The sequence below is a fragment of the Sphaerisporangium sp. B11E5 genome (assembly GCF_039871875.1).
Taxonomy (GTDB): domain Bacteria; phylum Actinomycetota; class Actinomycetes; order Streptosporangiales; family Streptosporangiaceae; genus Sphaerisporangium.
The window spans coordinates 43,839-55,479 of record NZ_JBDPMD010000057.1 but is presented as its reverse complement, the minus strand read 5'-3'; the positions used below and the strand labels follow the sequence as shown (position 1 = coordinate 55,479).

Here is an 11,641-nt window from a genome sequence, read left to right as displayed (position 1 = left end):
GACGTGCTCAGGATGATCCGCGGGCATCGCCCGCACCGCCTCACGCCCCACCTCGACCGCCTCATCCAGATCCCCCACCGCCCCCAGCCGCTCGAACCGCGTACGCACCGCGATGCCCAAGTTGTTCTGGTGTCGGGAGCGGCCGAAGTGGTCCTGATGAGGATGCACGACCCGCGTCGCCTGGCGCCCCACGTCGACCGCCTCATGCAGATCCCCCACCGCCCCCAGCCGCTCGAACCGGTGCCGTAGCGCGGATCCTAAGTCACTCAGGGCTGTGGCTCGGTGAGGGTGATCCGCGGGCATCGCCCGCACCGTCTGCCGCCCCACCTCGACCGCCTCATCCAGGTCCCCCACGTCCCCCGTCCGCTTGAATCGAGCCTGCAACGCGGTAGCCAGCTGGCCCAGGGCAGCGGCGAGTTCGAGCTGATCGGCGGACGTGGTCCGCACCGCCTGCCGCCCCGTCTCGATGGCATCATCCAGATCGCTGAGTGATCCCATGCGCTCGAACCGGCGCAGCAGCGTGGTACTCAAATTGACCATGGTCACGAGTCGATAAGGGTGATCGGCCGGCGCCGCCCGCAGGGCCTGCCGCACCACCTCGACCGCCTCATCCAGATCCCCCACCTCCCCCATACGCTCATTCCTGATCAGCAGAGCGACCCCAAGGCCGCAGAGGGCGAGCACCCGATCGGGGTGATCGGCGGGGGTGGCGTCCGCGATGTAGCGCCACAGTTGGGGCGTCATCGTGGGCAGGTTCTTGTCGGCGGGATCGAGTACCCATTGACGGAGTGCGGTCAGGTAGGGGGCCATCGGTCCGTCCAGGAACGGCACCAGCGAATCAGGCAACACCCCCGCAAGGCACAAGGAGTTGCATATGCGGACGAAAGCCTGCAAATCCATCTGATCCTGGCCGTAAGGCAGGTTCAGATAGCGGTACCAGTGCAGCTCACCCAGTAATTGCATCGCCTCCAGGTCGGTCGCGGCGCCGTCGTGGAGACTCTGTGCCAGTTCGTTGGCTTGGTCGAGGACGGCCTGTTCCAGCAGCGGCGCGGCATCTTGTGTCGCGGCGAACTGATCCAGCCGCTGCTGTAACACCCGTAGAAGCTCTGCCCGGTTCGCCATATGGTTCCCCTGATCGCATCCCGAAAGGGAAAGCTAGCGCCGCCTTCGGGGACACGAACACGCATTTGGACGAGTTCGCCTGACCCTCGCGGCTGTTGGAACGCCACGCTCGAGCCGATCGGGCACGGAAAGCACGGCAGCGGGCCGCTTCACCGCGCGTCGGCTGCACTGAGCGGGATCATGAGACCACGGGCACGGTGCGACAGACACTGTTCCTCGGCGTGTGGGTGTGTGTCAGTCGCGCCAGGCGCCCCGGGCGGCCGTCTCGGTGGCGTAGGCCACCAGGTCCTTCGGGGGGTGGCCGGTCAATCGCTCGACGACGTCGGTGGGCTTGTCGTCGCCGCGGCGGCGTAACGCGGTGAACGCCGCGATCTCGGCGGACACCTCGGCGGGTGGGCGGCCGAGGGAGTGCTGACGGGCGGCGTAGGTCTCGGGGTCGCCCACGTAGCGGATCTCGCGGCCGGACGCGCGGGCGACGATCTCTGTGGCTTCCGCGAAGGTGAGGGCGCGCGGGCCGGTGAGGTCGTACGTGCGGCCGTGGTGGCCGTCGGTGGTGAGGGCGGTCACGGCCGTGGCGGCGATGTCGGCCGCGTCCACGAAAGCCTGGCGGAGATCGCCCAGGGGCAGCGCGATCTCTCCTGACATCACCGGCTCGCGCAGGAAGCCCTCGCTGAAGTTCTGGTGGAACCAGCTCGGGCGCAGCACGGTCCACTCGGCGCCGGACTCGCGCACCGCCCGCTCGGCCGACAGCAGCCGTTCGTCCCCCATCTCCTCCACGGCGCCGCTGGACAGGAGCACGATACGTTCCACCCCTCGGCCGGCCGCGACGGCGACGAACGCGGGGTCGACCGGCACGCCGTCGGGTGCCATCAGGTACATCGCGGTGGCCGGGCCCACGGCGAGGGGCCATGACGCGGGGTCGGCCCAGTCGAAACGCACCTCACCACCGCGCGACGCGGCCCGCACCGGGTGCCCGGCCGCGCGCAGGAGGCCGGCGACCCGCCGGCCGGTGGAGCCGGTGGCTCCGAGGACCAGAATCGGTTGCCTTTCCATGCCTACGCACCCAACCATCCGGCACCGACAATCCCGCCGGCCTCGGCCGCGTCATCCGGACGGCGCGGGCATCATGCCGGCTCCGCGCGCCATCGCCCGGAGCGGTGTTCGGCGCTCCCAGGCCCGCTCATCCCGAGCCTGGGGCGCAACTGTTTCACCGTGTCACGCGTAGAGGAAGTAGTAGTAGTACTGGCTCTTCCACTCGCAGCGCCAGTCGTCCCACCAGCCTTGGTCGTCGCCGTAGGTTCCGACCCGCTGGCAGTCCGAATATTGCGTGTAGATGCCGTTCACCGTCTCGGCGTTCGCCGGGGTGGCGCCGATGGATAACGACACTCCGATGGCCAGAACGGCCGAGACGAGAACTGCGCGTAACTTGCGCATCAATCCTCCTGCGACTGGGCAGATGATGGCGGTCAAGATATCACTTACCGCGCGCCAAGAAGATTGTCACGCCCCTGCGTGGGGCACGGAGCGTCACCGCCGACCGGGGCAGGCGGGTAATCGTACAACATCTGCCGACCTTGCATGATCAGCTGCGGGAAACCTGAAACTTTCAGGGCGTTTTCATGAGGCCGACACACGTTCGCCGAGGATGCCGCTATTAGAGACCGACGCTTAGTCGGGGAGCGCCCGCTTTAATGACTTCCAGGAACTCCATATCACACTCACCCTCTTATGACGCTCTACTGCATGTCTCTCCCCTTCTCGTCCACTACGAGAGGTTATGTCCGAAACAGGGGACTGCCGGCGAGGGGGCAGCCGGGCGTACGGCCGGCCGGGATCCCGTCCCGGGAACGAGGCAGGCCGGCACCGTTGACTCTCTGCGTGACGACTCAGTAATGGTTCGCATGAGCATTACATGGCCGCTCACCAGGCCATCGATGGTCTGAACCTTTCTTTACGCTTTGTCACCCTCCGGTGCCAGATGAGGCGCTTTTCCCAGTTCAGCCGGATGAGATGTCATCAGAAATGGACCGATCCGACGAATGCTTTGACCATGCTCACGTACGTGTCATATCGTCACCTCGCCCATATCGAAGCGAGGCCAGGATTCGAACGGGACGTGCGTTCTCAACAGGCGCTACGGCTCGCGTGCTGATCGCGGCTGCCCCAGACCGGGGGAGATCTGGACGGCCACCTGGAAGCGGCGACCACACGAGCACCGGAGACCCTCATGCATATTCGTATCCGCACGTCCGCGATCGCCGGCGTGGTCATGACCATGCTGGCCGCCCTGGGGGTGTCGTTCGCCCTCTCACCGCCGGCGCAGGCCGCGGTGTACAGCAACATCGCCTACGCGCCCGCGCAGCCGGCCGGCTCCAAGGGGCATCTGCTCGACCTCTACCTGCCGACCGGCGGTCTGACCCCCCGGCCGCTGCTGATCTGGCACAAGGGCTCGGCGTGGTCGAGCGACGAGGGCAAGACCGGCGCGGACGCGATCGCCGCCATCTTCAACCCCAAGGGATTCGCGGTGGCCGGCGTCAGCGTCCGGTCCAGCGCTCAGGCGGTCTTCCCCGCTCAGGTGCACGACATCAAGGCGGCCATCCGCTGGCTGCGCGCCAACGCGAGCACGTACCAGCTGGACCCCCAGCGCTTCGCCATGCTGGGCGAGTCCTCGGGCGGCTGGCTGACGGAGATGGCCACCCTGACCGGCGGCGTGTCGTCACTGGAGGGCACCATCGGCACGACCGGCTACTCCAGTGCCCTGCAGACGGGGCTCGCCATGTACAGCCCCACCGACTTCCTCCAGATGAACGCGCAGAACCTGCCCACCGGAGGGGTGAACCACGACTCCCCCGCCTCCCCGGAGTCGGCACTGATCGGCTGCGCCATCCAGACCTGCCCCACCCAGACGGCCCTGGCCAACCCGATGAACTACGTCGACGCCAATGACCCGCCGTTGATGTTCCTGCACGGCCAGGCCGACTTCCTGGTGCCGCACGGGCAGAGCGTGCTGCTCTACAACAAGATCAAGACGAGCTGCGGCAACGCGCAGTTCATCTCGATACCCGGCGCGGACCACGGCATGGCTTACATCATGGACCCCGCCCGCTTCGGCACCCAGACCACCTACACCACCCAGGGCAACTGCGCCGGGACCACCCAGACCGGCACACCCAACCCCACCTGGGACACCTTCGAACGCTGGCTGCGCGGCGGACTCAAGCTGGGCAACTCCTGCTCGGTCGCCTACGTCCCCAGCCCTTGGAGCGGAGCCTTCAACGCCCAGGTGACGATCACGAACACCGGCACGACCCCCGTCGACCGCTGGGCCCTGGAGTGGACCTGGCCGGGCAGCCAGCAGGTCACGAGCTCCTGGAACTCCACGATCACCCAGACCGGCACCTCGGTGGTCGCACGTGACTCCGGCAACGCCTATATCGGTCCCGGCTCCGCCCAGAGCTTCGGCTTCCAGGCGAACGGGACGAGCGCCATACCGTCCCAGTTCAAACTCAACGGAATCGTCTGCACCTAGGTATCCGCCAAGACGACGCGAATGTGGTGGTTCAGCGGCTCGCCGGTCCCTCCGCCGGACCGACCGGCGACGGCCCGACCGGTTCAGCCCTTGAATGGCTACGCACCAGTTGTTCTCCCGGGTTGTGCGGAAACACACTCCTGAACCGGTCGGGGAAACCGCAGCTCGGAGCGGATAAGTTCATTTCATAACTCAAACACGTTCCGCCGAACTCCGGTCACGGAATGACGTTGCCCGAGATTTCGGACGTTCATATTGCTTTGCCCCCTGCCCGGCCCTATCCTTGCCTGTGTGACGGCCGATGAGGGAGAGGAACTCGTGACGGCAATCGATTCAAGCGCGTCGGCGGCCGGCCTGGACTGCGGGACTACCTGCTGACATCGCCCGACCACCGGCTCCGTATTCACGAAATATTTCGCCGGTCGGCTGCGATTACCGACATCCCGTATCGGGATTTCGCCTCGGTTCACACAAAATAAACCGCGTACCTGCGTGTAGCGGGTGCTTTTTGAGGTGAACGCACGATACGGGCGTCACCCGTCCCGCCTTGTTCGCCTGACCCGCTGCCGGAAGGCCCGTCGCCGCGGCCCTCGGGAAAACCCGCCGGCGTGCAGGCGACGCCGTTCTCCATGGTGCCCCGCCGAATTCGGCGGAGCCCTCCCTCGCCGTGCCGGCAGGTGTGGCGATTGTCGACGAGTTAGGGGACGTGTGCGTACATCCAACATGTTCGTCAGGAGCCTCGGCGTCTTCGTGCCGGACATCGTGACCATCGAGCAGGCGGTCAAGGACGGCCTGTACCCCGCCGAGGAGGTCGAGCGGTTCCAGCAGATCGGTGCGGCGGTCGCCGGTGACGTGTCCGCGCCCGAGATGGCGCGACGCGCGGTGCTGGACGCCTACGACCGCTGGGGCGAGTCCTCCCCCAAGAACCTCGACCTCCTGCTCTACCCGTCGGTCTGGCATCAGGGCCCGAACGGCTGGCAGCCCCAGCACTACCTGCAGATGCATCTCCTCGGCGGGCACGTGCCGGCGTTCGAGATCCGGAGCGGCTGCGTCGGGATGATCAGCTCACTCGAGCTGGCGGCGAGCTACCTGAAGGCCGAGCCGGACCGGGAGACGGCGATGGTGGTCTCCGCCGACAACCACGGCACCCCGCTGGTGGACCGCTGGCGGATGACGCCCGGTGCGGTGATAGGCGACGCCGCGTGCGCGCTCCTCCTCGGCAAGGAGTACGGCATGGCCCAGCTCCTCTCGGTCAACGCGACGACGATCCCGGAGGCCGACGCCGTCAACGACGGCGCGTACCCCTTGTTCCCCCCGGACGCCACCATCGGCAGAGGGCTGAGCTTCGGGGACCGGCACGAGGAGTTCCGCCAGCGGCTGCTCAAGAAGCAGGGGACCGGGATCCACCTGAAGATCCAGAAGACGATGATGCAACAGGTGGAACAGACCTTGGACGAGGCCGGGATCGGGCTGGACGACATCACCCGGGTGGCGTTCCCGCACGGCCGCCGCGAGGACCTGGACGGGCAGATGTCCTGGCTGGGCATCGACGTCGAGCAGACGACCTGGGACTACGGCCGGCGCGTCGGCCACTGCGGCGCGGTCGACCAGTTCATCGCCTTCGAGCACCTGGTCGCGACCGGCGAGCTCGTCCCCGGCGATCACCTGCTCATGGTGGGGTTCGGTTCCGGCACGTCGGTCGCCGCGGCCGCCTTCAGGGTGCTCGCGCCCTCCCCCGTGACGCGGCCCGCGGCAGGAGAGGGGCAGCCGGCATGACGACCGGACGGAACGCCGACGAGATCACGTACAGGCTGGTCGCCTTCATCCAGGAGAACCTGGTCCCGGACGACGAGGACATGAAGGTCGACGAGACGACCCCGCTCCTGCTGTCGGGACTGCTGGACTCCTTGCGGACGGCCCGCCTGCTGAACTTCATCCGGCGGGAGATCGGCGTCCCGATCCCCGCCGCGAAACTCGATCCCGAGAACTTCCAGGACGTGGCGACCATCGTCGCGATGATCAAAGAACTCGAACCGGCTTCGTTCGTTTAGCCGTCCGAGCCAGCGAGGACAGAGTCATGCAGTGGGCGGACACCTACATCAGCGGGGTGGGAGCCTTCATCCCGCGGACGGTCAGCGTCGAGAAGGCCGTCGCCAAAGGCTGGTACCCGGCGGAAGAAGTAGAACTGCACAACCTGGCCGGGGCGGCGGTGGCCGGTGACGTACCGGCTCCGGAGATGGCTCTGCACGCGGCGCGGAGCGCACTCAAGCGCAGCGGGCGGGCACCGGCCGACCTGGATCTCCTTCTCTACGCCTCGACGTGGCACCAGGGCCCGGACGGCTGGCCGCCGCATTCCTACCTGCAGCGCCACCTGGTCGGCGGGGACGTCCTGGCCACCGAGATCCGGCAGGGCTGCAACGGGATGTTCATCGCCCTCGAACTCGCGGCGAGCTACCTGGACGCCGCTCCCGCCCGGCAGGCGGCCCTGCTGGTCGCCGCCGACAACTACGGCACCCCGTTGATGGACCGGTGGCGGATGGGTCCCGGCTACATCGGCGGGGACGCCGCCAGCGCGCTCGTGCTCACCAAAGAGGCGAGTTTCGCGCGCCTGATGTCGGTCTGCACGGTGACCGTGACCGAGGCCGAGGAACTGCACCGGGGCACCGAACCCCTGTTCCCTCCGGGCGTCACCGTCGGGCGCCGGATGAGCTTCGGGGCCAGGAACGAGCAGTTCCGGCAGCAGGTCATGCCCCAGGGCGAGGCCACGGCGGCGCTGTTCAAGATCCAGCGTGCGCTGATGGAGGTCGTCGAGCGCGCGCTGACCGAGAGCGGGATCGAGGCCAAGGATCTCACCCGGGTGGCCTTCATGAACTACTCCGAAGAGATCGTCGAACAGCGTTGCATGGCCGCGCTCGACCTGCCGATGTCCCGATCGACCTGGCACCACGGCCGCACCATCGGCCACTGCGGTGCCAGTGACCAGGTCCTTGCCCTGGACCGGCTGCTCCTGACCGGGGAACTGGGCCCCGGCGACCACCTGCTGATGCTCGGCACCGGTCCGGGAGTCACCGTCTCCAGCGCCGTGATCAAGATTCTCGATACGCCTGCATGGTCCTGAAACGCTGTCATCGAAGGGAAACGGTAGCGATGGTCGATAGTCCGAGCGGAGTCCAGGTGGAACCGGTTGCGGTGGTCGGGATCGGATGCCGTTTCCCCGGCGACGCCGGCTCACCGGACGAGTTCTGGGAGCTGCTGTGCGCCGGCCGGAACACGACCGGGCCGCTGCCCGCCGAACGCTGGCGCTCGTACGAGAACCGGAGTCCCGAAGACGCCGCCGCGCTGCGCCATGCCGTACGCCACGGCAGCTTCCTGAACGACATCGAGGGCTTCGACACGGAGTTCTTCGGCCTGTCCCCCCGGGAGGCCGAGCTGATGGATCCGCAGCAGCGGATCCTGATGGAGACCGCCTGGGAGGCGCTGGAGCACGCCGGCCTGCCGCCGCGCGACCTGGCCGGCACCGACACCGGGGTGTTCATCGGGGTCTGCACCGACGACTACGGGCGCCGCCTGCTCGAGGACCTGCCCCGGATCGAGGCGTGGACCGGGATCGGCGCCGCGACCTGCGCCGTCGCCAATCGCATCTCCTACTCCCTGGACCTGCGCGGGCCCAGCATGGCGGTGGACACCGCGTGCTCGGCGTCGCTGGTCGCGCTCCACCTGGCCGCGCAGAGCCTGCGGCTCGGCGAGAGCGACGTCGCCCTCGCCGGCGGGGTCAACCTGCTGGTGACCCCGGGCGAGACCCTCACGCTCGGCGCCGCCGGAGCCCTGGCCCCCGACGGGCGGTCCAAGTCGTTCGACGCCGCGGCCGACGGCTACGGCCGCGGCGAGGGCTGCGGCGTCATCGTGCTCAAACGGCTGTCCGACGCGCGCCGCGACGGTGACCGCGTCCTCGCGCTCGTCATCGGCAGCGCCGTGAACCAGGACGGGCACACCAACGGCATCATGGCGCCGTGCGGGGCGGCCCAGGAACACGTGATGGCCCGGGCGTGCCGGCAGGCGGGCATCTCACCGGGCACGGTCGACTACATCGAGGCGCACGGGACCGGGACCCGGCTGGGCGACCCGCTCGAGGCGGGCGCGCTGTCCGCCGTGTACGGCGCGGGACGGCCCCCGGGCGACCCGTGCCTCATCGGCTCGGTCAAGTCCAACATCGGCCACCTGGAAGGCGCCGCCGGCATCGCCGGTGTCATCAAGGCGGTGCTCGCCCTCGACCGCGGCGAGATCCCCCCGAGCGTGCTGACCACCCCGAACCCCGCCATCGCGTGGGAGACCTCGGGTCTCAGCGTGGTGACCAAACGGTCGGCCTGGCCGGACCGCGACCACCCCAGCCGGGCGGGCGTCTCCAGCTTCGGGTACGGCGGCACCGTCGCGCACATCCTGCTCCAGCAGGCTCCCCCGGCTCCGGAGGTGCCCCGGGGCGACGGGACGGGGCAGCGCCTGTTCCCGCTGTCGGCCGCGTCGGAGACGGCTCTGCGGCAGTACGCGGGCACGCTGGCCGACCGGCTCGCCACCTCCGGGCAGGGGCTCGACCTCGCCTCCGTGGGGCATACGCTGGCGCGGCGGCGCTCGCACCTGGGCCGCCGGGCCGTCGTGATCGGGGCGGACAGGGACGAGTTGACGGCCGGCCTGCGCCGGCTCGCGGAGGACCTGCCGTCCGAGGCCGTCGTCACCGGGGACGTGCTTCCCGTGCCGGGCCCTGGGCCGGTCTGGGTGTTCGCCGGTCAGGGATGCCATTGGCGCGGGATGGGGCGGGAGCTGCTCGCCACCGAGCCGGTGTTCGCGTCCCTGGTCGACGAGGTGGAGCCGATCTTCGTCGAGGAGATCGGCTTCTCCCCCCGGCAGGTCCTGGCAGACGGCGACCTGGACGGGATCGACCGCCAGCAAACCATGATCTTCGTGATGCAGCTCGGCCTCGCCAGGCTCTGGAACGCGTACGGGGTGGCCCCGAAGGCCGTCATCGGTCACTCCGTCGGCGAGATCGCGGCGGCGGTGACGGCCGGCGCGATGACCGTGTCCGACGGCGCGCGCCTGATCTGCCGCCGGTCCGTGCTGCTGCGCCAGGCCGAGGGCAAGGGGGCCATGGTCATGGTCGGCCTGCCTTTCGAGGAGGCGGCCGAGCGGCTGGCCGGCCGTACCGACCTGGTGGCGGCGATCTCGTCGGCACCCGGCTCCACCGTGCTGTCCGGCGACGTCGCCGCGGTCGAGGCGGTGCTGGACGAGTGGCCGGCCGAGGGCATCGTGGTACGCCGGGTGGCGTCGGACGTCGCCTTCCACAGCCCGCACATGGAGCCCCTGGCCGTCCAGCTGGCGGCGGCGACCGCCGATCTCTCGTTCGGCTCGCCCCGCGTTCCCATGTACACGACCGCGCTGGCGGATCCCCGCTCGACGCCCGTCCTGGACTCCCAGTACTGGGCGGCGAACCTCCGGGACCCGGTGCGGCTGGCCGCGGCGACGACGGCCGCCGCGCAGGACGGCTACCGCGCGTTCCTGGAGATCTCCCCTCACCCCGTGGTCGCGCACTCCCTCAACGAGACGCTCGACGAGACCGGGTTCGAGGACGTGTTCGTGGGCACGTCGCTGCGCCGCAACCAGCCGGAGCGTCCGGCCTTCCTCACCGCGGTCGCCACGGCGCACTGCCACGGTGTCGAGCTGGACTGGGGCCGCCTGCAGCCGGACGGCGGCCTGATCGCCCTGCCGCCGTACGCCTGGCAGCACCGCCGCCACTGGCGTGACTCCTACGACGGCGAGGCCCGGGGCCACGACGTCCACTCCCACACCCTGCTCGGGACCGGCACCAGCCTCGCGGGCAGCCAGGCACGGGTGTGGCGCACCAGCCTGGAGGACGCCAACCGCCCCTACCCGGGCAGCCACGCCCTCGGCGGCGTCGAGATCGTCCCCGCCGCCGTGCTGGTCAACACGTTCCTGCACGCCACCGGGGACGGCACCCTCACCGACGTGGAGATGATGCACCCGCTGATGACCGCGGAGCGCAGGCAGATCCAGGTCGTCCACGAGCCCCCCGGTATCCGCCTCGCGGCGCGCACGCCGGCCGCCCCCGGCGAGCCGGAACCCGCCTGGCTGATCCACGTCACCGCCTCCGTGGCGGCACCGGGCGGTGCGATGCCCGACGTGCTGCCGGACGCGGCCGCTCTCACTCCGATCGACACCGATTTCGTCCACCGGCGACTGGCCGCCGTAGGCGTCCCCTCGACGGGTTTCGACTGGACGATCGGGACGCTGCTGAGCGGGGACGGGGTTCTGCGCGCCACGGTCCACACCGATCACCCCGCCGAGGCTCCTCCGACCTGGGCCCCCGCGCTGGACGCGGTCATGTCCGTGGCCCCGTGCGTGTTCCCCGGCGACCCGGTGCTCCGCATGGTGGTGCACATCGACGAGCTGACGCTGACCGGCGCCCCGCCGGAGACGGTGATCATCGATGCGGCCGTCGACCCGGCGGGCGACGACACGGTACGTGCCCTCCTGGCCACCCCCGACGGCCGCGTGGTGGGCCACCTGTCCGGCCTCCGCTACCCGGTGATCGACGCCCCCGCCGCGGCCGAGGACGAGCTCCAGGAGCCCGCGGAGTCGTTCGCCGGCCTCCCGCCCGAGGACCTGCGCGAGTTCGCCCTGACCGAGGTCCGCGCGGAGATCGCCTCCGTGATGAGACTCACCCCGCAGGACCTGGCGCTCCGGCGCCCCCTGGTGGAACAGGGCCTGGACTCGGTGATGACCGTCATGGTCAGACGCCGCCTGGAGAAGCGCTTCGGCTGCCGCCTCCCCGCGACCCTGCTCTGGCAGCAGCCCACCATCTCCGCCATCGCGGACCACTTGGTGGACCTCCTCACGACGACGAGACCGTCCACCGCACCGGAGCCCGTCCTCGAGACCGCACCCGCGATCGGAGGCTGAGACCACCGCGGCGCCGGCCCA

General features: G+C 69.5%; 8 protein-coding genes. 5 read left to right on the top strand and 3 right to left on the bottom strand.

Annotated features, from left to right (window positions below; genetic code table 11):
- The 3 genes from ABGB17_RS33770 to ABGB17_RS33760 form a co-directional block, all read right to left on the bottom strand.
- Positions 1-1,122, bottom strand: a 1,122-nt coding sequence (locus ABGB17_RS33770; RefSeq protein ID WP_347637453.1) for a tetratricopeptide repeat protein, incomplete at its 3' end; no start/stop codon positions are given.
- Positions 1,123-1,356: 234 nt separating this feature from the next.
- Positions 1,357-2,175 (bottom strand): NmrA family transcriptional regulator, encoded by an 819-nt coding sequence (locus tag ABGB17_RS33765; protein WP_347637451.1) that lies wholly within the window; start codon positions 2,173-2,175, stop codon positions 1,357-1,359.
- A 162-nt stretch (positions 2,176-2,337) separates the two neighbouring features.
- Positions 2,338-2,556, bottom strand: a complete 219-nt coding sequence (locus ABGB17_RS33760; protein WP_347637449.1) for a hypothetical protein — start codon at positions 2,554-2,556, stop codon at positions 2,338-2,340.
- Positions 2,557-3,349: 793 nt separating this feature from the next.
- Between ABGB17_RS33760 and ABGB17_RS33755 the strand changes: the two genes are divergently transcribed.
- The 5 genes from ABGB17_RS33755 (at position 3,350) to ABGB17_RS33735 (ending at position 11,620) form a co-directional block, all read left to right on the top strand.
- Positions 3,350-4,651, top strand: coding sequence for a cellulose binding domain-containing protein (locus tag ABGB17_RS33755; RefSeq protein WP_347637447.1), 1,302 nt, complete (start codon positions 3,350-3,352; stop codon positions 4,649-4,651).
- A gap of 708 nt (positions 4,652-5,359) precedes the next feature.
- Complete coding sequence (locus tag ABGB17_RS33750; protein WP_347637445.1) at positions 5,360-6,427, top strand: ketoacyl-ACP synthase III family protein; 1,068 nt, start codon at positions 5,360-5,362, stop codon at positions 6,425-6,427.
- Positions 6,424-6,702 (top strand): phosphopantetheine-binding protein, encoded by a 279-nt coding sequence (locus ABGB17_RS33745; protein WP_347637443.1) that lies wholly within the window; start codon positions 6,424-6,426, stop codon positions 6,700-6,702. The genes ABGB17_RS33750 and ABGB17_RS33745 overlap by 4 nt, the downstream gene beginning before the upstream one ends.
- Positions 6,703-6,728: 26 nt before the next feature.
- A complete protein-coding gene (locus ABGB17_RS33740; protein ID WP_347637441.1) occupies positions 6,729-7,769 on the top strand; it encodes a ketoacyl-ACP synthase III family protein in 1,041 nt (346 codons plus the stop codon).
- Positions 7,770-7,825: 56 nt separating this feature from the next.
- Positions 7,826-11,620, top strand: a complete 3,795-nt coding sequence (locus tag ABGB17_RS33735; protein ID WP_347637439.1) for a beta-ketoacyl synthase N-terminal-like domain-containing protein — start codon at positions 7,826-7,828, stop codon at positions 11,618-11,620.
- Positions 11,621-11,641: the final 21 nt, after the last annotated feature.

Coding starts and splice junctions, on each gene's coding strand:
- ABGB17_RS33745 (WP_347637443.1), top strand. CDS start 6,424: ATGACGACCGGACGGAACGCCGACGAGATCACGTACAGGCTGGTCGCC.
- ABGB17_RS33765 (WP_347637451.1), bottom strand. CDS start 2,175: ATGGAAAGGCAACCGATTCTGGTCCTCGGAGCCACCGGCTCCACCGGC.
- ABGB17_RS33755 (WP_347637447.1), top strand. CDS start 3,350: ATGCATATTCGTATCCGCACGTCCGCGATCGCCGGCGTGGTCATGACC.
- ABGB17_RS33760 (WP_347637449.1), bottom strand. CDS start 2,556: ATGCGCAAGTTACGCGCAGTTCTCGTCTCGGCCGTTCTGGCCATCGGA.
- ABGB17_RS33740 (WP_347637441.1), top strand. CDS start 6,729: ATGCAGTGGGCGGACACCTACATCAGCGGGGTGGGAGCCTTCATCCCG.